We start from the raw sequence: 20,466 nt of genomic DNA on the forward strand, positions 1-20,466 counted from the left end.
TGTTCCTCACTTTTCACTCTCCGAAAGGCCTGCCTGCACGGCATCGAGGAAGGAGGGCAGCCGCCAGATCGCAATCAGGGTGGCGAGGCCGAAGAGCCCGAGCGCAGTGCCCTGGTCGAACGCGGCGCGCGCGTTGTGGTCAGCGGCGAGATAGTGCGCGGCGAGGTTGTCGAGGTGGAGGAACAGCCGCTCGGGATCGCCGCCCGCCAGCATCAGGAAGGCGAGCAAAGGCAGCCCGAGCACCATCAGATAGATCGCGCCGAGAAAGGCACCGGCCTTGACGAGGATGTACCAGAGGTCGGCCAAGTACCGCCGCGCGGGCGGCGGGTTATCGCCCGCCGAAGTTGCGGGAACCGGAAGGCCAGGCGGCGCCATGTCAGCGGCTACCGGGGTTGCGAGATGGTCGAAGGGCGTGACGAGGTAGAGAGGCATGGGTGTGTCCTTGCTTTGGGAAGTGATGGGATGCGGCCGGCCTAGGGCTGGTCCGGAAAGGCAATGCGCGCGATGGCGTCCGCGAGTTGGTGACCCCGCGCGATCTCGGCATCGATATCGGCCACGGTCTGGGGCGAACTCGAGAACAGTGTCGCGGAGTAGGGATCGAGCACGAGCCGGCCGATCGCCTCGACTTCGGGGCCCTTGATGAAGACCTCGGAATAGGCCGAGCCCTCGCGCTTGAGGCTGCGGATCAGCGTCTCGGTGCGGTCGTCCATGTCGAGCCGCTTGGAATTGCGGAAATCGGCAATCGTCTCGGGCTTTTGCTGGAGGATCAGCATCCAGTCGCTGTTTTCGAGCGCAGCGGTCGCACCGTCCGACTTGTAGTAGTCGTTAAGCGACTGGGTCGCGGTCGCCAGCGCGCCGCCATACTTGCGACAGGTGCGGGCATACGTCTCGACGAAGGTGCCCATCGAGCCGCCCTTGAGCAGCGCCCAGGCCTCGTCGATCAGCAGCAGCTTCCTCACCGAGCGCGGGCTCCGCGTCATGGCCTGGCTGGTCATGAACATGATGGCGCTGAGGACCACACTCCTGAGGTCTTCGCGGGCGGCGAGGTCCGACATCTCGAACACCGTGAAATCGCTCGACAGGTCGAGCGTCGCCGCACCCTCGAAGAAAGCGCCGTAGGTCCCGCCCGCCATGTAGGGCGCGAGCGCCGTCGCAAGATCGCGGGCCAGCGGGTGGTCGAGCCCCTCAAGCGCGGCGCCGACCTGTGTCACGCTGGCGGCGGAGCCCTGCGCGGTCCAGACCTCGTTGACCGCGCGGTCGATGAGCCCGCGCTCGGTATCGCTGAGCGCCGTGCTATGCCGCGCCATCTGGCCGATGATCGCCTTGACCATGCCGAAGCAATCGAGGCGGTAGTCCTCGTCTTCGGCGGCGCGCGCTGCATCGATCATCGAGAAGGGATTGAGGCAAAAGCCTGAGGCGAGCGTGAACTCGACGAAGCGCCCGCCCTGGAGGCGCGCGGAGTGCTCGAAGCTGCGGCCGTCGTCGATCACGACAACTTGCGCGCCGGCCCCGCGCAGCGCCGCGCACATCTCCTGGAGCAGCACCGACTTGCCCGAGCCCGACTTGCCGCAGATCGCGACATTGTGGTTGCCCGCGCCGTTTTCGAAGGGGGACCAGTAGAAGGGCTGGCCGCGCCGCCCGACAAACAGGAGGTGCGGGACCGGCCCGCCGAGAAACTCGCCCTGGACCGGTGCAATATTGGCGGCGGTGGTCGAGAGCAGCGTCCGGAAACGGCGCAGCCGCTCCATGTCGGTGGCAAGCCCATCAGCGAGGGTGAGCGGCATGGCCGCGAGCAGACCCTGAATCTGGAGATAGCGCTCGTCGGCGAGGTCCCAGCCTGCTGCCTTGTAGATCGACTTGACCGCTCGCTCGTGGGTGTCGCCAAGCCCGAGCGGCGAATAGGTCGTGACCCCGTAGAAGACGCGCACGAGGCGGCGACCTTCCTGAAGTTCGGCCTGAACCCGCGCCCATTCTGCCGATTGCTCACCGATGCGCGGCAGGAACCGCGCGCTGCGGGTGTCCGCAAGGCTCGTCGTGCGCATGAACTTGTAGCCCGCACGCGCGGCGGCTGCTTCCTGATCAGGGTAGACGAGGCAGAGCATCGTCGCCGCCGGACACGGAAAGCGCAGCTTGTCGGTGAAGAGATCGCCGATCAGCCGCGCGCATTCGTGCGGTGCCCAGCGCGGCGGATAGGCGCGCACGGCAAAGTGGCGGAGGTCGAAGCGGTCGGGATAGACTTCGCCGATGACCGGCGAGCCGTCCGCCATCTCGCCGGTCGGGCGAAAGCGCTCGGTGGCGAGCACCAGGCGGTCCTCGCGCACGACAAGCTCGATGTCGCGGCGGATGGCCTGCGCTGCAATCGGGTCTTCGGGATTGTAGGGAACGGCGTCTTCCTGCGGCGCGGTGGTCGGCGAGGTGAGGTCGTCGATGAGCGCAATCAGACCCTCGGGCTCCACTTCGATAACACCGAGGCCGAGCGACTTCAGCATGGCGACGAGCCCTTCGCGGACCTGGACCAGTTCCTGCGCAGAGACAGACTTGTGCTCGGGCACACCGACCGAAACGAAGACCTGATGGTGCCGGGCGTGGAAGGGCGCTTCGTCCGAGCCTGAGCGCCAGACCATCTTGTAGAGCTGGCGGGCGCGGTGCCGGGCGATGGCCTCGTAGATCCCGCCCTGGAGGTAGCGCGGCGCAAACCATGGGCCGACGATCCGGCTGATGCGCGGCGAGGCGAGGTGGAGGATCTGCAGGCAGGCACCGCCGGGCAGCCCTTCGGAAAAGAACGCCCCGAGGATCTCGGCGGTGCGCTCGTCGGCCCCGATCAGCGGCGTGACGCCCAGCACGAAGCCCTTTGAGCGGGCATTGAGATAGAGCCGGTGACGCGGATCCCAGACGCGGTAGGGCAGCCAGTCCGAGAGCATGTCGAGCATAAGGCGGGGGCGGGCGGCTTCGGTCTGCTCGGCATCGCCGGTGAGAACGCCGAGCATGGCGTCACGAAGTGTGCGAAAAGAGAGGCTCACGGGCGCAGCTCCTTTGGCGAGGCGGTCTTGGCTGCGGCAGCGCGGTGCGCGGCGTCGATCGCGGCGGCCGAGGGGTAGTGCGGCCGATCGAAGGAAGGCCGAGAGGTCCGATCATGCGGGGTGGCGGGCATGTCGGACCCCTCGGCCACCGGCGGGGGGACGCCGGGTATTGCCTCGCCTACCGTGGAGGGGAGGGCCGAAGGCGAGGCAAGCTCGAAGGGTGGTGTGTCGTTGGGGTTCGTTGCGATGCCGATATCCGCAGTGACGGGAGCGGCCTCAGCATCGGGGGCAGACTTGGCGGCAGCCTGCGCTGCCTTGAGTTGCCGGCCGATCTGGCGAGCGAGCGGTGCGGTCGAGGGCTGGCTGTTGGCCCCAAGCTCAGCGGCCCAGTGCGGTGCCTCGATCACGGTCCAGGCGACTGCCTCGTCGTGCAGTATCCCGCTCTCGTCGACATGCGCGGGGAAGACGACGCGCAGGCGGCGTTCCGCCGTGCGGGCGCGATCGTCGCTGCCCACTGGCGTCGCGATCCCAGCGCGCTGGCGCGCCGCGCTGAAGCCGCTGTCCGGATCGGGCGAGGCAATCTCCTTCGTCGCGCGCTCGTCGATCGTGCGCGAGGGCGCGCAGGTCCCGCTCGGTGCGCGGCAGGAGAACTGGCCTTTGACGTTGGTGCCGAGGCCGACGCAGCCGGCGAGCGACAGGCAAAGCGGGGTGAGGGCGGCGGCGAGGCGCAGGTGGTGCGACATCAGATTCACCTTTTGTTCGATGCAGGAGGTTGCGAAGTGGACGCTGTCAGGAAAGCGCGCAGCGCGGCGGCCGGGCGGTAGCCTTCGAGCACCGCGCCATCGGAGGGCCGCACGATCACAGGCGTTCCGGAGAAGCCATGCGCCTTGGCAAAAGCCTCGTTGGCGTCCAGCCCGCGCGTGTCGCAGGGCCTGGGATTGGCGAGCGCTGTCCCAGAGTAAGCGGCATGGAGCGAGGTCTCGGGGAAGGGCGAGCAAAGCACGCGCTCTGCGTCCTTGCGGGATTCGGGGCCGAAGATCGAAATCGGCCGCTCCTCGACGCGTGCGCCGATGGCTTTGAGCTCGCCCGAGAGCTTCCTGCAGTAGCCGCAGTGGAAGTCGGAGAAGACCACGACTTTGGGACCATCTAACGGACCCCAGCGGATCGCGCCGTTCTCGGGAAGGCCCGCAAGCGTGACCTTCTGCGGCGCGGGTGTCGCTCGAGATCGGCCAGGTGTTTGATCGTCCGCATCGTCGCGGTGCGCGGCGCCGGCGGCGAGCAGATCGGGATTGAGCTGGAGCAGCCGCGCCGCAGTCAGATCCTGGCGCGCTTCCATGTCGTAGACGCGGCCGATCACAAGGTACTTGGCCTGCGCGTCGACATAGAACAGCGTTGTCTTCGAGGCGACCTCGCAAAGACCGCCGAGGCCCTTGCAGTCGATCGCATCGATCGGCGTTTTGGGCAGGCGCAATTGGAGCGCGGCGCGTACTTTGGCGGTGTCGGCTGCGGCATGGGCCGGCGAGGCCATGTAGGCCGCAGCCCATCCGGTCGCAGCCGAGAGCGCGATGAGGCTGGCAAGGCCTGCCGCCCGGGTAAACGGACGGGGGCGCGGTGATGGGATCGGGGTCATTGGCTGTTCCTCACGAAGACGCCGTCGAGAAACACGATCTCGACATCGATGCCGGTCGGCATCTCGACGACGGGCTGGTACTGTTCGGCGCGTTCGATCAGGTATTTGCTGACCGTGTCGGCCGCCTCGCCTGCGCCTTGCCCGAGCCCGCCGCCGAGAATGTCGCCAGCGGAGAGCTTGGCCGGGGTGCCGTTCGCGGTGGTGCGCTGGTTCGCGAACACGCTGTTGGCGTTGGCCGAGAACCCGCGCCCGAACCCGCCGATGATCCCGGCAAGCAGCGCCTGCGTGACGAGGTTGCCCTCGCGGCTGACAACGCGGCCGCGCACGCCGGACTTGCCAGCAAAGCTGATGAAGCCTTTGACCTCGCTTACCGCGACGCGCCCACCAGGCTGGTCGCACGTCATGCGGGCGAGCTTCACGTAGACTTTCTCCGAGGAGAGATCGCCGCGCGCTGCGCCGTTGACCACGCAGCCTTCGATCCGCGTCGTCAGGACTTTGCCGTTCTGCAGGACCGAGCGGGCAGGGCCGGTGATGCGCAGGACAACCGGGAGCGGATCGGTCTGGCTCGCAACGCCTGCCGAGGCATCGACCCCGACGATCACGCGCGCCGGCGCATAGGAGTTGGGTGGCAGATACTCAGGCGAGTCCTCGACCACGAGCGGCGGCGTCTCGGCGCGCGCAACCTTGAGGCCCGCACTGCCCTTGTCGCCGGTGAAGCTCATCAGCTTGACTTCGGCGCTGGGGGCGGCGGGGCCTTCGCCCGGCGCGCCGCCCAGACCGTCGGCATTGCTGCCTGGAGCGGGAAGCCCCCGTGCATCGTAACTGCCACCGCGCGGGCCGTAGGCCGGGACCGGCGGCACAGCGGCAGGAACCTGCGGACTGGCCAACTGGCTCTTCAGCTGCGCATTCTCAGCGGACACCGCATCGATCGCGGCCTGGCCATTGGTGCGCATGGCCTCGTTCTCGGCCTTGAGCGCCGCCATCTGCTCGCCGACTTCGCTGCGCGGGACGGCGGCGTCTTTCAGCTCCTTCTGCGCGCGGGCCATGGCGTCAAGCCGGTTGCCGAACATGGCAACGAACTCGCGCTCGGAGAGGTCGCGGTTGACGAGGCCGGAGGTGTCGACGCTGGTCTTGTCGGTCTCGGTCTTGCCAGCACCATCAGTTCCGAGAAGGAACCACGCCGCACCGGCGAGGAGCACTGCGGCGACACCGCCAAGCAACAGGTTCTGCCGCCGCCGGGTGCTGGCGTTCAGCGTCGACAGAAGTTCGGCGCTACCGTCCTCGTCCTTCGCCTTCTGGCGCTGAGGCGGCTGCTCATCGCGCTTGTTCTCAGTCATGGCCATTGTCCCCGTTAGGCCCAACGATCCAGGCGGTGGTGGAAGCACCTGGCGCGAGCACCGGGCTGGCAATCGCGACCGCAATCGTGCCGAGCGGCGCGAGATCGCGGGTGGCGAGCGTGGCGGGCGTGTTGCCCTGGTTCGCTAGGCGGACGACTTTGCCGGCAAGGCTGGCGCCGCGGTATTCGGCGATCAGCTGGACCTCGATGTCCCCGGCGCGAGCGGGAAGGCTGCTGGGTTGCCGCACCGCGAAACCCGGCACTTGCGTCTCGGCGGCCATGGCCTGGACGAGGCGCACGGCGCTCGTCTCGATCGGCGTCGCCTTCTCCCAATTGCTCGCATCGTCCTTGGCGATCGCCGGGTTGGTCACGAAGACCTGCTGCGCTTCGACCGGGCGGATCGGACAGGCGAACTTGTAGACGTAGCCCTTCTTGGTCGTGGCGAAGAAGCTGATCCGCGAACCCGCATAGACTTCGGGCACCGACACATAGATGTCGCCGCGCACCGGCTCGTTCGAGACGGCAAAGTCGTTGTAGGGCGTGCCGGTCCCGATCTTCGAGACACTAGCGAAGGCGTCGCCAACAAGGGCAAAGCGGGTGAGCTCGTGCGCCGAAACCTCGCATCCGATCGTGCCGCCATCGGCGGTCTGCTTGAACTGGTCGGCAAGGGCCGGGTCGGCGAGGCCAGTTGCCGCGAGCGCCGCGAGAATGGCGAGGCGCCTTGGCCTCGCGGGAAGATATCCGCGCATCAGTGGGACTCCGTTGAAGATGGGGTGGGGGCGTCAGCCGGATGGGCCGGGGGAACCACCGCGAAGCCGGACAGCGCGAGGCGCAGACCGCGGTAGGTCCAGTCGAAGCGGAAGCGGCGCTCCTCGCTCGAGATCACCTGTTCGCCCACGAACGTCTTGAGCGTGCCGCTGACCTCCGAGGTCAGCGCACGGGGATCGACCTCGAGCTTGCTGATCACGAAAGCCTGGGTGACTTCGGATCCGCGCTGCTCCTCGACAATGCGCACGAGCTCGGCCTTAAGCCGGCCGCGCTGCGCTGGATCGGCAAGCGCCAGGATCTGCCCCATCCAATAGTCGAGCCCTTCGGGGCTGCGGTTGAGCAGGACGAGCGCAACATCGCGGGTCACGAACTCGAGGTACTCGGCAGAAACCCCCGCGCTCGAAATCACCAGCGGCGTGCGGGTAGTCGGGACCAGCAAAACTTCACGCTCGCGGGTGGCAACGAGGCTGGCAGCCCCTGCGAAGAGGACCGCGAGAGCGGCGCTGGTCATCGCAAACATGTTGCGTTGGCGCAGCAGCTTCTGCGTGCGCTCGTGGGCGACATCGGAAAGCATGGGATGCGCTCCTCAGCCTGCCAGCACGCGGCAATGGGAGGGCGGCGTTGCCTTGAGACCGGTCAGTCCCGGCGGCAGATACCAGTAAGCGGCATGGCGAACCCAAGAGGCGGAGCGCCCGGCCTTGGCTTTTCGCAGAGCGAACCAGGCTCCGACTGCAAGCCCGATGCCGATCAGGATATGCTGCGCGAGGATCCCCCAGGTGAAGGGGACGATGATTCCGGCAAACTCGTCGATGGTCCAGAAGCCGATCAGTTCGGGATCGTCGAGGTGGCGGGGGATCGCATGGCGGTCGGTCATGGTAACGTGCCCTCCCAAGGCTTCACGGATCGGTGATCAGATGACGGCGGTGATCACCGAGGTGACGATCGGAACGCCCGTGCCGACACCGACGCCGACGCCGACCGGCACGGCGATCTGGCCGAGCGTGAAGCGGCCCGAGGCAAGGCTGATAAGGCCGGCAGCGAGGCTGAGGACGGTGATGATCTTGCCGCCCGAACCCTGCAGAAAGCCTGTGAATTTGGTCAGCGCGGTGGTGAAGGTGGCGTCGGTGCCGGCGTATGCCGTGCCGGCGGCGAGCGCGAGGACCGCGACGGGCAATGCAAGAGCGGCGGACTTGGCAAGACTGGCCTTGAGGCGGCCGGAGAAGGGGAGTGCAAGGGCATTCATGGAGGGTCTCCGAGCTGGGTGAGTGCAGCGACCGATCGCCGCTGCCTCATCGTCATGAACGGAAGAATGCTTCTAGGAAAAGTTCGATCAGATCGAGGATGCAGTCGCGGACGATCTTGGACTAATCGTCGCGAGACCTGGGCGTCGTTCTGGCCGCTCATCACGCAAAATGTCGACAAAACGGCCGAAAATCTGCGCTTTGTTGCGCCAGATTCCGAGACGGCACCCCGAATCGGTTCATTCTAGGATAAACGATATGTTCTAACTATGTTCTTTTTTGTTCCTAGGAGCGCGATCTCGCGCTAGATATCCGAGTCGAACCAGTGAGGACCGGAACCCGCCATGACCAGCACCGATCAGATATCCGCAATCAATGCGCGGCTTGCACGCCTGCTGACCGCAGCTGCCGATCGTTCGGGCAAGTCGCGTCGGGAAATCGCGCGCAGCGCGGACATGAACAAGGACACGTTCCTCAGGATCCTGCGCGGCGAGAAGGCGATTTCGCTCGATGACGCGATGCGTGTTCTCGAAGCGACCGGGATGGCGTCGAGCAGCGCATTGCTTCTTGCGATCCTCGGGCACGAGGACCTCGCAGTGGAATGGCTGGGTGAGGACGTGGGCGCGTTCCTCGATCAGTTCCTCACCGCTCTGCCGGTGACCATGAACGAAACGCTGGGTCACCGGATTGCTGATCTGCGCCCGCGCTGGGCCGTCGGCACCTCACGCCTGGTTGCGAGGCTGCTGGCCAAACACATCGACGACTTTGCCGAGCGCGACATGTCGCTCGTGCTCGGGAGGTGAGGGGGCTTGGGGTGGCATGACGAAGCAAGGAGACAATGAGATGGCTAATCCCAATATGGTGACCGTCGATCACGCCAACATGGAAGCAATCGATCAACAGGCTATGACGCCGCCCCAAATGCGCTTGATGCGCTTGCCGGAAGTCATTGCGCGAGTTGGGATCAAACGTTCGACGATCTATCAACGCATGTCTGAAGGTCGCTTTCCGAGGGCACGCTCGCTAGGGCCCAAGTCCACTGTCTGGGTTGAGTCCGAAATCGACGCTTGGATAAACTCGGTCATCGGCTCTGATGGGTAATCTGCTAGGCGTCGCGTGGTACCGACTAGGGGTGATGATCACTCGGCCACCACCACTATCGCAAGGCCTCTACGCTACTCCACGTAATGCGCGGTGGTCTTCGCGCGCACGTCCTCGGCGCTCACGCCCGGCGCCAGTTCGACGAGCCGGAACGGCGAGGCATGATCGGCCCGCGCGAAGACGGCAAGATCGGTGATCACCATGTCGACCACGCCCTTGCCCGTCAGCGGCAGGGTGCAGGCCGGGATGAACTTGGGGCTGCCGTCCTTGGCGCAGTGCTCCATGACGACGATGATCTTCTTGACGCCAGCGACGAGGTCCATCGCACCGCCCATGCCCTTGATCATCTTGCCGGGCACCATCCAGTTGGCGATGTCGCCGTTTTCGGCGACTGTCCCCCGTCAGCGCCCATGGCACAGATTTGAGGTTGTGAATTAAGGAGGGTTGGGGCTTCGTCGTAGTGACGAAGGAACGAAGATGAAGCCCCAACCCTCCTTGAAAAAATCGCCAGCCAAGGCCCCTGCTGAGCGGGTGGTGAAGGAGATCCGGCGACAGACGCGGCGGCATTTCTCGGCCGAAGACAAGATCCGCATTGTGCTGGATGGCCTGCGCGGCGAGGACAGCATTGCCGAGCTGTGCCGCAAGGAAGGCATCGCTCAGAGCCTGTATTACACCTGGTCGAAGGAGTTCATGGAAGCCGGCAAGCGCCGCCTGGCCGGCGACACCGCCCGCGCTGCGACCACCGGCGAAGTGCAGGACCTGCGCCGCGAAACACGTGCTCTGAAGGAATGCGTGGCCGACCTGACGCTCGAGAACCGTTTGCTGAAAAAAAGCATCGTCGCGGATGGGGGCGACGACGAATGAGGTATACCGCATCCGAGAAGCTCGAGATCATCAGGATCGTCGAGCAGTCGCACCTGCCCGCCAAGCGAACGCTGGACCAGCTCGGCATCGCCCGCCGGACCTTCTACCGCTGGTACGACCGCTTCCTCGAAGGCGGCCCAGAGGCGCTGGAGGATCGGCCATCGACACCGAGCCGGGTGTGGAATCGCATTGCGCCCGAGGTGCAGGACCAGATCGTCGAAATGGCGCTTGAACAGTCCGAGCTATCACCGCGCGAACTGGCTGTGCGATTTACCGATGAACGCCAGTACTTTGTGTCGGAAGCCACGGTTTACCGCCTGCTGAAGGCCCACGACCTGATCACCAGCCCGGCCTACGTCGTGATCAAGGCCGCCGATGTGTTCCACACCAAGACCACCCGGCCGAACGAGATGTGGCAAACCGACTTCACCTACTTCAAGATCATCGGGTGGGGCTGGATGTACCTGTCGACCGTGCTCGACGACTTCTCGCGCTACATCATCGCCTGGAAGCTGTGTACCAAAATGCGGGCCGATGACGTGACAGACACGCTGGACCTCGCCCTTGTTGCCTCGGGCTGCGACAGCACTACGGTGCTGCACAAACCTCGGCTGCTCAGCGACAACGGCCCCAGCTACATTGCCGACGAACTGGCAGAATACATCGAGGCCAGGAAGATGAGCCACGTGCGCGGAGCCCCGATGCACCCGCAAACCCAGGGCAAGATCGAGCGCTGGCACCAGACCCTGAAGAACCGCATCCTGCTGGAGAACTACTTCCTGCCCGGCGACCTTGAGGCCCAGATCTAGGCCTTCGTCGAGCACTACAATCACCAGCGGTACCACGAGAGCCTGAACAACGTGACGCCCGCCGACGCCTACTTCGGCAGGGCGGAAGCCATCATCAAGCAGCGCGAAAGGATCAAGCGACAGACCATCGAACATCGGCGCTTGCAACACCGCAAGCTCGCCGCTTAACATCAACCCACAGACGAGGCCCGCACTCCGCTAATCTACGCCGCGACCTGCGCCAAATGTTCTGACGACGGACAGTTACCATATCCTCGGCTCGAAGCGGATATTCGTCTTCCGGCCGATCGGGGTCGAAAAAACGCTCGTCGTCGCGATGACGAGTTCTGTAGGCGACGTCGATACACATCTTTGCCTCAGGGTCTATCCAGTAGCATAGGGAAGATCGACTTTTACTACCGCCAATCCCTCAGGAATGTTCTCGGGTCCGATAACAGCATCGATATGCTGTTCGTGGTTGTAGATGAACTGCTCTGACCAGCAGAGCGGGATGGAATCGATACCGCCGTGAGCAAGGGCCTTGTGCATACCCGAGAGCGCATCAAGATCTTCGCCGATGAAGCTCCGGAAGAAGGTCAGGGTATCCTGATCCAGTTTCTCATTGTCTGGTCCGCTGCCCGTCTTGACGAACGAAACCTCTACCCGGCATCGGCCGGGATCGATCGGCCATACCATCACAATTGGAAACAGATACTCTGCGATCGGAAAAGTCGCGTTGGGGAAGATATTATAGCTGCGCTGGCCACTCCGGGAAATCTCCGCGAGCTTGCTCGCCTGCTGCTCGGCGGTGTCGTGGTCCGATTTGAAGAATGCGGCGCCCATTCCGCTCGTCAGAGTTTCACGCGATTTGATGACGATGGCGTTATGCCCCCCTCGAATCATTTGTAACGCTGACGTCTTCGAATCGATGACTTTGTCGATCGTGTTTTCATGCACATATTTAGCATGATAATTTTCAGCGAAATTGTCTTGCAGACATTTCCAGTTACAGTCGACCTCGAAATTGAATCGTTTGAACAACCGCAGATCGTTCAACGGGATGTCGGACCACAACGCCGGTATGTCGGTCAAATATTCCAACAGCGGCACCGCCTCATTGTCGAAGTTCACAAAGACCAAGCTCCCGAATTGCTCGCAGCGAATCGGCTTGAGGCTCCGTTCAGCCTTGTTGAGGCCGGAAAAATAATGCTCGTCCGGTACGAAGATCAATTTACCTTCGAGATCGTACGTCCAGCAATGGTAGAGGCAGCGCATGTTTCGCGAGACGCCAGCCTCGTCTTTCATCAGCAGTGAGCCGCGATGCTGACACACATTGTGAAACGCTCTCAGTTCGTTGTCTCGGCCACGAATGACGACAACGGGCGTGTCGTTGAGCGTGTAGGTTCGATAGCTTCCCGGCCCATCGAACTCGTGCGCCAATCCTACGAACAGCCAAGTCTTGGACCAGAGATGCCGCTTCTCCAACTCATAAAAGACCTCGCTGGTGTAGCGGGCCGCCGGCATATCCGGAAGCGCCGGAAAACCGTCAGGGTGACGGCGCTCGCGCATTTGCGTACTCGCCGCTTCCCACATCGATTGAATACGCTCGGGGGTTTCCAGGGTCATTGCGGGCTTCCTCGTCCTATCTCCACCGTCGTTCTAACTTTTCGAAGATAATCGCTCTATCCCCTTGGCGGGGGACCGGGGAGGCCGGTCAACATCGTCCCGCCCAGCAGGGACTGCGACGCGAGCCAGCGGGCGTTAGGCAAGACTTATTGGGACGGCAGGCTGGGAGCATCGATGCCCCGGCCAACAGACCGTACCTCAGAGCAAGGACTTGCTGTTGCCTAGGATCGTTGAAAGCGCTCAAGCTGCCCTTGATGGCGTCTTGTCGGATGGAATGACCATCGTTGCCGGAGGATTTGGTCTTTGCGGCATCCCGGAGAAGCTCATTCTGGGGGTCCGTGATTCGGGGGTCAGCCGCTTGACGGTTATCTCCAACAACGCTGGCGTCGACGATTTCGGCCTTGGGCTGCTCCTGCAATCCCGTCAGATCAGGAAGATGATCAGTTCTTATGTGGGTGAGAACAAGGAGTTCGCGCGGCAATATCTCTCTGGTGAGCTTGAGCTTGAATTCAACCCTCAGGGCACGTTGGCAGAGCGCATTCGAGCAGGTGGAGCGGGGATACCGGCCTTTTTCACCAAGACCGGTGTCGGAACCATCGTTGCGGACGGTAAGGAAGAGCGAATTTTCGCCGGGGAGCGATATATCATGGAGACGAGCCTCTTTGCCGATGTCGCACTCGTCAAGGCGTGGAAGGCCGATACGAAGGGCAATCTCGTATTCCGAAAGACTGCCCGTAACTTCAATCCGATCGCCGCGACAGCAGCAAAGATGACCTTGGTCGAAGTGGAGGAGTTAGTACCCGTCGGCGCCATCGATCCGGACCACGTCCATACGCCGGGGATCTATGTCGATCGGATTCTGGTCGGCGCGGACTATGTGAAGCCGATCGAGCAGCGCACAGTTCGAGCGGAGGCGGTCTGATGTCCTGGACTCGAAACGAAATCGCCGCGCGCGCCTCGCGCGAACTCAAGGACGGGGACTATGTAAATTTGGGGATCGGCGTCCCGACGCTCGTTCCGAACTTCCTCTCCGAAGGCATAGACGTGACCTTTCAATCTGAGAACGGCATGCTGGGGGTGGGCCCGTTTCCGCTCGAAAGTGAGGTTGACGCAGATCTTATCAACGCAGGCAAGCAGACGGTCACAGCACTTCCAGGCGCATCCTTCGTCAACTCAGCCGAGAGCTTCGCTATGATCCGCGGCGGCCATGTCGATCTTTCGATTTTAGGCGCGCTTGAGGTCGCCGAGAATGGCGATCTCGCCAATTGGACCATTCCAGGGAAAATGGTGAAAGGAATGGGTGGGGCCATGGATCTCGTGGCTGGCGTCGCCCGCATCGTTGTCCTGATGGACCATGTGTCCAAAGGGGGAGAACCCAAGTTCCGCAAGAGTTGTAGCCTGCCACTCACGGGAGCGAACGTGGTTGACATGATCATCACCGATCTGGCCGTATTCGAGCGCAAGGAACGGGGATCATCACCCTTCAAACTGATCGAGCTTGCTCCGGGTATCATGCTTGAAGAACTCAGGGCGAAGACGGAGGCGGCATTCACGATCGATTGAGTCAAAAGTATGCTTAACCGCCGAATTCTGGGCGGTTCATCATCGCGCGCGACACCTTTAGACGGAGGTCGCTCGCTCAATCCGTTGGGTCGTGTGTGGCGTGGGACAAGGACGGCAACCGGCATGTCATTCCGCCGTCGACCGTAATGGATTGACCTGTTACATAACCGCCGCCATCAGACGCCAGATATAGAGCAGCTGCGGCTATGTCCTCGGGATTGCTGTAACGGCCCAGTACGGAAGCGACGTCGAGATAGGCTCGACCTTCGGAGGACTGCACTGGGGAGAACCAGTCACGTGTGATGCCGGTGACGGTGTTCGCTGGATTAATGCAGTTCGCGGTGATGCCATATTGCCCGAGTTCGATTGCAAAACCTTTCATCAAGCCCGAAACGGCATGCTTTGATGCGACATAGGCACCTTGGAGCCGAAGCCCGTACTCGGCGCAAACAGACGCAGTCGTTATGATGCGGCCGCATTTGCTCGATTGTAGCAACGGAATGCACGCGCGGGTGAGACGAAAAACGGCATCGACGTTAACAGCGAATACTCGATGCCAATTTGCGTCGGTGGTCTCCTGAAGCAACGCCAACTCGCCTGGGATGCCGGCATTGTTCACGAGAATATCAAGGCCGCACAGAAATTCGTCCAATTTGGCAGTGAGAGCCTCTGCTGCATCTGCTGCGGTGATGTCCTGAACAATGGGAATTATCGCGGCATCGCGTGCGAAGGCTTCATTCAGCTTGTCGCCCGACACATCGATGGCCAGCACTTGTGCTCCCTCGCGCGCAAACGCTTCGGTGATAGCTTTGCCAATTCCGTCAGCGGCACCCGTGACGAGCGCGCGGCGTCCTTCAAGCTGACCCATACCCAATCCTTTGCGGTCTAACGCCTGACCGTTAGTTGAAAAACATCCCGCCATCGACGTTCAGCGTCTGACCCGTCACGAAGGCGCTCTGCTCAGTGCAGAGATAAAGAATTGCATGCGCACAGTCTTCCGGACGGCAGAGGCGCCCGAGAGGTGTTACGCTAAGCATGGTCGCTTCGATCGTTGGTCCGTTGCCAGTCTCGACCTCTTCATAAGCACTTTTGACCGTGTCCCACATGGGTGTTTCGACAGCGCCAGGCGCAATCGCATTCACGCGTATTTCGTGTGTAGCCAGCTCCTGGGCCATCCCCTGCGTCAAACTGATGACGCCCGCCTTGCTCACCGCATAGACCATAGAGCCGATCGAAGGTTTGCGTGCGGCTGCCGAAGCGATATTGACGATTGCTCCGCCTCGACCCGCCTTGACCATGTAGCGTGCGGTGATCTGACTGACAAAGAAAAGACCTTTCAGGTTAATTGACAGGACACGGTCATATTCTTCCTCGGTAACATCCATCATCCGCTGCATCGAATAAACGCCAGCGCAGTTTACCAATATGTCGAAAGCGCCGTGCTCCTGCCAGACCGCGTCGAGTGCCGCTCGAACGCTCGAAAGCTTTGTGACATCGCAGGGCAGGCAAGACATCCTGTCAGGGATTTCTGCGCAGGTTTCCAGGCAACCGCTACTCGCTCTGTCGACGGCGAAGACCATCGCCCCGGCCTCGGCCAAATCCCTTGCCGTCTGACGGCCGATCCCACTGCCAGCTCCCGTCACGAACGCAATCTTGCCGCCCAAGTCAATGCGGGGTCCGGTTGTCCGGGTTTGCGTTCTCTGCACCATTATCGCGGTCCCATACGGATTGCGCCGTCGAGGCGGATCACCTCCCCGTTTAGCATAGGGTTGACGATGATCGATCGGACGAGATCGGCATATTCTTCAGGCTGCCCCAGCCGGCTCGGATGCGGAACCTGCTGCCCAAGGCTGTCCTGGGCGGCCTGTGAAAAGCCCAGCATCATCGGGGTCAGGAAGATGCCCGGAGCGATCGTCATTACCCGTATCTTCTCCCGCGCAAGGTCACGCGCGACTGGTAGTGTTAGCCCAACAATCCCGCTCTTTGACGCTGCATAGGCTGCCTGACCGATTTGCCCATCGAAGGCGGCGATCGAGGCGGTGTTGACGATGATCCCGCGCTCCTCGCCGAGAGGCTCTGCCGTGATCAGCCGTGCGGCAAACTGGCTGAGGACGTTGAACGTGCCCACGAGGTTGATCTCGATCGCGCGGCGGAAATCAGGAAGTTTATGCGGGCTCCCGTCGCGGCCAACGGTCTTGATCGACGGGGCGACGCCTGCGCAATTGACAAGTATCCGGGCGATCCCGAAGGCAGATTCGGCTTGGACGAGGGCCTTCGCGACAGCCTCTTCGTCCGTGACGTCAGTGGTGACACATCGACCGCCGATCGTACGGGCGTGGGCGTCGCCCGCCTCATGATCCCGGTCAAGGATTATTACCTTGGCACCTTCAGCCGAAAGCATCGAGGCGGCCGCGGCACCAAGGCCCGAGGCTCCGCCAGTCACAATTGCTGTCAAGCCCTCAATTTGCACACTCATTCTCCCCTAGCGACATCAATTACCGATCGGCCCATCCGCCGGTTCGTCAGGCATCGCAGCGACGCGAAATTTTGGTTGTCGCCTTTCGAGGAACGCCGATACGCCTTCGAGGCCTTCCATCCCTGTCGCTTGAGCGCGAACGCTGCGCGATTCCAGCTCCATCTGAGCGTGCGGTGACGCGCAATCCGAAGAAAGCAAAAGACGCCGTGTTGCAGCAAACGCGCCCAGAGGACCGCGAGCAAGTTGTTCGGCCATCTCGCGCGCCTCGCAGCGAAGATCCGCATCCAGAACCGACCGCGTCACAAGACCGAGCGTTGCTGCCTCGACGCTCGTGAGACGCCGGTTAGTGTAGGCGAGTTCCTGGGTTCTGCGCAGTCCAATCAGGCGCGGTAACAGCCATGTCGCCGCACCGTCGGGCGAGAACCCTATTCCCGCATAGGCCATGGAGAAGTGGGCAGTATCGGACGCCAGGACGATGTCGCCGGCCGCGGCCAGTCCAAGCCCTCCGCCCGCCACGGGACCGTTGACCGCTACCACCAGCGGCTTGTCCATATACAGCAGCATCTCGATCGCCGAATGCAGCGGAGCGGTGATCCGATCCAGCAGCGCGCCGACGTCTTCGCCGGCGACGCCAATGCTCCTGACATCCCCCCCGACGCAGAAGAAGCGCCCCTCGGCAGTCAGCAAGACGGATCGGATCGCGCTATCGTTTGCCGCGTCATCCACCCTCCGGAGAAGCGCTTCGGCCATGCCGACACTTAGCGCATTTCCCTTTTCAGGATCGGAGAGGGTTATCACCGCGATCCCGTTTCCCCTCTCGATGCGCACCAGGGGATTGCTACCGTCGCCGCTATCCATCTAACCGACCGCCCGTTGTGCTGCGATCGTTCTCTCCGCAATGATGTCGGCCGCTTTCTCGCCGATCATGATGGCAGTGGCATTGGTATTGGTGCTCGGCAGCGTCGGCATGATGGATGCATCCGCGACGCGTAAACCTTCAACGCCTCGGACTCGCAACTGCGGATCGACGACCGATTGAGCATCGCTCCCCATGCGGCAGGTGCCAACGGCATGATATCCCAGCGCCACCTTGGCCCGGATGAACGCCGCCCACTCCTCATTACTGGCGGGGATTGGATTCGGATTGCGATCGGCGGTTACAAGCCGCTGCATGGAAGGCATCTGATAGAGCTGGTTGATCAGCTTGCAGCCTTCGATCATCGTCGCGAGATCGCGCTCGTCGTCAAACAGCCGATGGACGATACGAGGACGGCGATCAGCGCCTAGCAGAACGCGACCGCGGCTCTTGGGATGACAGACCGATGCGTAGAGCGTGATTATCTGTTCCTTCGGAAGACCCTTTGAATCCCAGGAGGTGGCATTGGGGTCCATGTCGTAGCCGAGCGGCATGAAATGGATCTGCACGTTGGGTTCATCGAGATCTTCACGGGTTCTCACCAGCCCCATCGCGGGCACGGCCGGTGCGGCGAGCGGCCCGCTGCGGTTCCAGGCATAACGAATCATGTAGCCAATAATGTCTATGGGCCGCATCCGGCTGTTCATCGTTGGCTGGTTCACATATTTATTCTGTCCAACGCCCGGATGTTCCTGAAGATTGGCGCCGACCTGAACCGCGTCATGGCGAACAGCGATACCATGCTCTTGCAGGATGTCGGCCGGTCCGATGCCGGAGCGCATTAACACAGCGGGCGTCGCCATGCTGCCGGCCGAGAGAATGACCTCCGCCTGGGCCGTGGCCGTGCGCTCTACGCCATGGTGCCGAAAAGTGACGCCCGTCGCGCGCGCGCCATCGAAATTCACATGCTCCACTTCGGCATCGACGATGATTTCAAGATTGGGCCGAGAGGTCGCCGGGCGCAGATAGGCCTTTTCCGTGCTGCATCGCCAGCCGTCACGTTGCGAGCCATGAGTCAGAAACACGCCTTCCATTTGACCGTCCTGATATTCGGCAAGCGTCGGGATTCCGAGTTCGTTGCACGCCTTCAGGAAGCTGTGCGTCAGCGGATGGAATCCGGGGCGCATGGGCGCGACGGCCATCGGCCCATGGGATCCATGGGCCTGGCTCGGCTCGCCCGACCAGCTCTCCGACTTGAGGAAATAGGGGAAGACGTCCTTGAACCCCCAGCCTGTAGCGCCCGCCTCCGCCCAGCGATCATAATCCCGCCGCGTGCCACGAACATAGACCATGCCGTTGATGGAACTACCCCCACCCAGTGCCTTGCCGCCGGACCAGGCGAATGCCCGGTTGTCGATCGTGGGGTCGGGATCCTGCGGGTAGACCCAGTCATATTTGGTGTTGCCGATCAACTGGACCACGCCGGCCGGCACCTCCACCATCAACGACCGGCCGCTCCCTCCTGCTTCGAGAAGAAGTACTTTGGACCGCCCGTCTTCGCTGAGCCGGTTGGCGAGGACCGCACCAGCGCTTCCACCGCCTACGATGATGTAATCAGCGACTATGAAGTCGTCTTTCATATGCTTTCTCTCCGGCGCGCCCAGGTCATTCCAATTATCGGCAGACAGCCTTCAGCCTACCGCGGACCGCTGGTTTGTTTTCGTTTCCTGCACAGCAGCGATGCGCTCCTCGCGAAGTTGCTGTCGCCGAACCTTGCCCGCGTCGTCGCGCAGCATCTTGGTCACGAACTCAAAGCTTCGAGGCAGCTTGTAGGCCACCAGCCTTTCGCGCAGGAAGGCGAGGAGCTCGTCGGCGGTCAGGGACCCCTGCGCCTCTACAATCGGCTGAACGATGGCGTGGGTGGTGGCGCCGAAGTCATCATCCGGTAGCCCGATGACCACGGCTCCTTCCACTTCAGGATGCGCCATCAGGGCGCCCTCGACCTCGGCCGGGAAGATGTTGGCGCCTCCCGACACGATCATGTCGGTGCGACGATCGGCGATGTAGAGATAGCCGTCTGCGTCCATCCAGCCGAAGTCGCCAAGGGTCTCGAAGCCATCTTCCGTCGTCCGCGCGTCAGCACCGATGTAACTGTATGTCGAACCCCGGCCCCCGGCCGGAAGTGCGAAGATCTCTCCCACTTCACCGCGCGGCAATTCTCTACCGGCTTCATCGACGACCTTGATCTTGTCGAGATGGGGACGTCCGACCGAGCCGCGATGCGCTAGCCATTCAACCCCGTTCAGGATGGTGGTGACGATTCCTTCCGTCCCGCCGTAGAGTTCCCAGATCTTTTCCGGCCCAAGCCAGTCGATCCATTCCTGCTTAAGTTCTGGCGGCATGGGCGCGGCCCAATGCCAGACCGTCTCCAGTGACGAGACGTCATATTTGCCGCGTACTTCCTTCGGAAGCCGCGAAATCCGCATCATCATCGTTGGGACGAAACTCGTCCATTTGATGCCGAACGTGTCGATGAGGCGTAGCGCCTCTTCCGGATCGAATTTCGTCATCCCGACGACGGCATGGCCTTCCGACAACGCCTGGATATTCGTCGTCACGGGCATGTTATGGTAGACCGGGCCGGTGGCGAGGATAGGACCATCATCCGGAAACCGAAGGGGCGGCCTGCGGTCGGTATCGAAGGTATTGGGCCCGGGGGCCACGATGATCTTTGGGCGTCCTGTAGAGCCACCGGAAGACATAGCCTTCCATCGAGGGGCGATAACAGCTTCCAATGGGGTGGTTTCGGCGTGATTCCGACCGAAATTGGCCGGTTTGGCGCCGAAAGCATCCTGCAACACAGCATCGGATGCGATCACCATCTTCGGGGCGGCCACGGCCACGATCGCCTGAAGCTCCGCCAGCGGCAGTCGATAGGAAACGACGTGCGGCGTGGCCCCGATCGTCCATAGCGCGAACATCAGTTCGTAAAATGCCGATCCGTTCGGCAACGCCAGTGTAACGAGGTCGCCCTGTTTAACGCCGGCAGCGCGTAGCGCATGGGCTCGCCGCGTTGCGCGATCAGCCAAGTCCCCCCAGCTTATCACATCATCGCCGTGCCGGATCGCCCACGCATCATGCCCGTGAAGAGCCGCACCGCGTGCCGGTATCTCAGCCAGTGGAAAGACGGCCATCGA

20 protein-coding genes and 2 pseudogenes are annotated in these 20,466 nt (G+C 62.5%); 5 read left to right on the forward strand and 17 right to left on the reverse strand.

Annotated elements, in window-relative coordinates; genetic code table 11:
• Positions 1-6 precede the first annotated feature (6 nt).
• Genes LDN95_RS16525 through LDN95_RS16565 form a run of 9 tightly spaced genes read right to left on the reverse strand, consistent with a single transcriptional unit; the run spans position 7 to position 7,997 of the window.
• A complete protein-coding gene (locus LDN95_RS16525; protein WP_226018691.1) occupies positions 7-432 on the reverse strand; it encodes a hypothetical protein in 426 nt (141 codons plus the stop codon).
• Positions 433-473: 41 nt separating this feature from the next.
• Positions 474-3,020, reverse strand: a complete 2,547-nt coding sequence (gene traC / locus LDN95_RS16530; protein WP_226018692.1) for a type IV secretion system protein TraC — start codon at positions 3,018-3,020, stop codon at positions 474-476.
• Positions 3,017-3,763 carry a conjugal transfer protein TraV gene (locus LDN95_RS16535; RefSeq protein ID WP_226018693.1) on the reverse strand — a complete coding sequence of 249 codons (747 nt, stop codon included), beginning with the start codon at positions 3,761-3,763 and terminating at the stop codon, positions 3,017-3,019. Before LDN95_RS16535 ends, traC begins: the two co-directional genes overlap by 4 nt.
• 5 nt (positions 3,764-3,768) lie before the next feature.
• Positions 3,769-4,650: a DsbC family protein gene (locus tag LDN95_RS16540; protein ID WP_226018694.1), complete on the reverse strand. Its 882-nt coding sequence runs from the start codon at positions 4,648-4,650 to the stop codon at positions 3,769-3,771.
• Positions 4,647-5,993, reverse strand: a complete 1,347-nt coding sequence (locus LDN95_RS16545) for a TraB/VirB10 family protein (protein ID WP_226018695.1) — start codon at positions 5,991-5,993, stop codon at positions 4,647-4,649. Before LDN95_RS16545 ends, LDN95_RS16540 begins: the two co-directional genes overlap by 4 nt.
• A complete protein-coding gene (locus LDN95_RS16550; protein ID WP_226018696.1) occupies positions 5,980-6,735 on the reverse strand; it encodes a type-F conjugative transfer system secretin TraK in 756 nt (251 codons plus the stop codon). The genes LDN95_RS16545 and LDN95_RS16550 overlap by 14 nt, the downstream gene beginning before the upstream one ends.
• Positions 6,735-7,328: a type IV conjugative transfer system protein TraE gene (locus LDN95_RS16555; RefSeq protein WP_226018697.1), complete on the reverse strand. Its 594-nt coding sequence runs from the start codon at positions 7,326-7,328 to the stop codon at positions 6,735-6,737. The genes LDN95_RS16550 and LDN95_RS16555 overlap by 1 nt, the downstream gene beginning before the upstream one ends.
• Before the next feature lie 12 nt (positions 7,329-7,340).
• A complete protein-coding gene (gene traL / locus LDN95_RS16560; protein ID WP_072383655.1) occupies positions 7,341-7,628 on the reverse strand; it encodes a type IV conjugative transfer system protein TraL in 288 nt (95 codons plus the stop codon).
• A gap of 36 nt (positions 7,629-7,664) precedes the next feature.
• Positions 7,665-7,997: a TrbC/VirB2 family protein gene (locus tag LDN95_RS16565; RefSeq protein WP_226018698.1), complete on the reverse strand. Its 333-nt coding sequence runs from the start codon at positions 7,995-7,997 to the stop codon at positions 7,665-7,667.
• Between the two features lie 342 nt (positions 7,998-8,339).
• On the opposite strand from LDN95_RS16565, the gene LDN95_RS16570 reads away from it, so the two are divergent.
• Together LDN95_RS16570 and LDN95_RS16575 are read left to right on the forward strand one after the other, a co-directional pair.
• Positions 8,340-8,798, forward strand: coding sequence for a transcriptional regulator (locus tag LDN95_RS16570; RefSeq protein ID WP_226018699.1), 459 nt, complete (start codon positions 8,340-8,342; stop codon positions 8,796-8,798).
• Between the two features lie 55 nt (positions 8,799-8,853).
• The gene (locus LDN95_RS16575) at positions 8,854-9,096 is read left to right on the forward strand and encodes a helix-turn-helix transcriptional regulator (RefSeq protein WP_370631707.1); all 243 of its coding nucleotides are present in this window, start codon (positions 8,854-8,856) and stop codon (positions 9,094-9,096) included.
• Between the two features lie 74 nt (positions 9,097-9,170).
• Here the strand turns inward: LDN95_RS16575 and LDN95_RS16580 are convergent.
• A pseudogene (locus tag LDN95_RS16580) lies at positions 9,171-9,488 on the reverse strand (CoA-transferase); the annotation flags it as partial.
• A gap of 85 nt (positions 9,489-9,573) precedes the next feature.
• Here LDN95_RS16580 and LDN95_RS16585 point away from each other — a divergent pair.
• Positions 9,574-10,937, forward strand: a pseudogene (locus LDN95_RS16585) (IS3 family transposase).
• A 195-nt stretch (positions 10,938-11,132) separates the two neighbouring features.
• On the opposite strand, the gene LDN95_RS16590 reads toward LDN95_RS16585, so the two are convergent.
• On the reverse strand, positions 11,133-12,374 hold the full coding sequence (locus LDN95_RS16590) for an SRPBCC family protein (RefSeq protein WP_226018700.1): 1,242 nt from the start codon (positions 12,372-12,374) through the stop codon (positions 11,133-11,135).
• 217 nt (positions 12,375-12,591) lie between these two features.
• On the opposite strand from LDN95_RS16590, the gene LDN95_RS16595 reads away from it, so the two are divergent.
• On the forward strand, positions 12,592-13,296 hold the full coding sequence (locus tag LDN95_RS16595; RefSeq protein WP_370631706.1) for a CoA transferase subunit A: 705 nt from the start codon (positions 12,592-12,594) through the stop codon (positions 13,294-13,296).
• Entirely contained in the window at positions 13,296-13,937 is a 642-nt protein-coding gene (locus tag LDN95_RS16600; protein ID WP_226018701.1) for a CoA transferase subunit B, read from the forward strand. Before LDN95_RS16595 ends, LDN95_RS16600 begins: the two co-directional genes overlap by 1 nt.
• Before the next feature lie 76 nt (positions 13,938-14,013).
• Here LDN95_RS16600 and LDN95_RS16605 read toward each other — a convergent pair whose 3' ends face one another.
• Genes LDN95_RS16605 through LDN95_RS16630 form a run of 6 tightly spaced genes read right to left on the reverse strand, consistent with a single transcriptional unit; the run spans position 14,014 to position 20,463 of the window.
• On the reverse strand, positions 14,014-14,805 hold the full coding sequence (locus tag LDN95_RS16605; protein ID WP_226018702.1) for an SDR family NAD(P)-dependent oxidoreductase: 792 nt from the start codon (positions 14,803-14,805) through the stop codon (positions 14,014-14,016).
• A 31-nt stretch (positions 14,806-14,836) separates the two neighbouring features.
• The gene (locus LDN95_RS16610; protein ID WP_226018703.1) at positions 14,837-15,601 is read right to left on the reverse strand and encodes an SDR family NAD(P)-dependent oxidoreductase; all 765 of its coding nucleotides are present in this window, start codon (positions 15,599-15,601) and stop codon (positions 14,837-14,839) included.
• 44 nt (positions 15,602-15,645) lie between these two features.
• Entirely contained in the window at positions 15,646-16,407 is a 762-nt protein-coding gene (locus LDN95_RS16615; RefSeq protein WP_226018734.1) for an SDR family NAD(P)-dependent oxidoreductase, read from the reverse strand.
• Positions 16,408-16,428: 21 nt separating this feature from the next.
• On the reverse strand, positions 16,429-17,271 hold the full coding sequence (locus tag LDN95_RS16620; protein WP_124810800.1) for an enoyl-CoA hydratase/isomerase family protein: 843 nt from the start codon (positions 17,269-17,271) through the stop codon (positions 16,429-16,431).
• Positions 17,272-18,909, reverse strand: a complete 1,638-nt coding sequence (locus tag LDN95_RS16625) for a GMC family oxidoreductase (RefSeq protein WP_124810799.1) — start codon at positions 18,907-18,909, stop codon at positions 17,272-17,274.
• 51 nt (positions 18,910-18,960) lie between these two features.
• The gene (locus tag LDN95_RS16630) at positions 18,961-20,463 is read right to left on the reverse strand and encodes an AMP-binding protein (RefSeq protein ID WP_124810798.1); all 1,503 of its coding nucleotides are present in this window, start codon (positions 20,461-20,463) and stop codon (positions 18,961-18,963) included.
• Between the last annotated feature and the right edge of the window lie 3 nt (positions 20,464-20,466).

This window comes from Novosphingobium sp. FKTRR1 (assembly GCF_020404405.1).
Taxonomy (GTDB): Bacteria; Pseudomonadota; Alphaproteobacteria; order Sphingomonadales; family Sphingomonadaceae; genus Novosphingobium.

What these genes read in the sequence shown, in the direction of transcription:
- LDN95_RS16525 (WP_226018691.1), bottom strand. Translation starts at nt 432, where the DNA reads ATGCCTCTCTACCTCGTCACGCCCTTCGACCATCTCGCAACCCCGGTA.
- LDN95_RS16535 (WP_226018693.1), bottom strand. Translation starts at nt 3,763, where the DNA reads ATGTCGCACCACCTGCGCCTCGCCGCCGCCCTCACCCCGCTTTGCCTG.
- LDN95_RS16540 (WP_226018694.1), bottom strand. Translation starts at nt 4,650, where the DNA reads ATGACCCCGATCCCATCACCGCGCCCCCGTCCGTTTACCCGGGCGGCA.
- LDN95_RS16545 (WP_226018695.1), bottom strand. Translation starts at nt 5,993, where the DNA reads ATGGCCATGACTGAGAACAAGCGCGATGAGCAGCCGCCTCAGCGCCAG.
- LDN95_RS16550 (WP_226018696.1), bottom strand. Translation starts at nt 6,735, where the DNA reads ATGCGCGGATATCTTCCCGCGAGGCCAAGGCGCCTCGCCATTCTCGCG.
- LDN95_RS16555 (WP_226018697.1), bottom strand. Translation starts at nt 7,328, where the DNA reads ATGCTTTCCGATGTCGCCCACGAGCGCACGCAGAAGCTGCTGCGCCAA.
- traL (WP_072383655.1), bottom strand. Translation starts at nt 7,628, where the DNA reads ATGACCGACCGCCATGCGATCCCCCGCCACCTCGACGATCCCGAACTG.
- LDN95_RS16565 (WP_226018698.1), bottom strand. Translation starts at nt 7,997, where the DNA reads ATGAATGCCCTTGCACTCCCCTTCTCCGGCCGCCTCAAGGCCAGTCTT.
- LDN95_RS16570 (WP_226018699.1), top strand. Translation starts at nt 8,340, where the DNA reads ATGACCAGCACCGATCAGATATCCGCAATCAATGCGCGGCTTGCACGC.
- LDN95_RS16575 (WP_370631707.1), top strand. Translation starts at nt 8,854, where the DNA reads ATGGTGACCGTCGATCACGCCAACATGGAAGCAATCGATCAACAGGCT.
- LDN95_RS16590 (WP_226018700.1), bottom strand. Translation starts at nt 12,374, where the DNA reads ATGACCCTGGAAACCCCCGAGCGTATTCAATCGATGTGGGAAGCGGCG.
- LDN95_RS16600 (WP_226018701.1), top strand. Translation starts at nt 13,296, where the DNA reads ATGTCCTGGACTCGAAACGAAATCGCCGCGCGCGCCTCGCGCGAACTC.
- LDN95_RS16605 (WP_226018702.1), bottom strand. Translation starts at nt 14,805, where the DNA reads ATGGGTCAGCTTGAAGGACGCCGCGCGCTCGTCACGGGTGCCGCTGAC.
- LDN95_RS16620 (WP_124810800.1), bottom strand. Translation starts at nt 17,271, where the DNA reads ATGGATAGCGGCGACGGTAGCAATCCCCTGGTGCGCATCGAGAGGGGA.
- LDN95_RS16625 (WP_124810799.1), bottom strand. Translation starts at nt 18,909, where the DNA reads ATGAAAGACGACTTCATAGTCGCTGATTACATCATCGTAGGCGGTGGA.
- LDN95_RS16630 (WP_124810798.1), bottom strand. Translation starts at nt 20,463, where the DNA reads ATGGCCGTCTTTCCACTGGCTGAGATACCGGCACGCGGTGCGGCTCTT.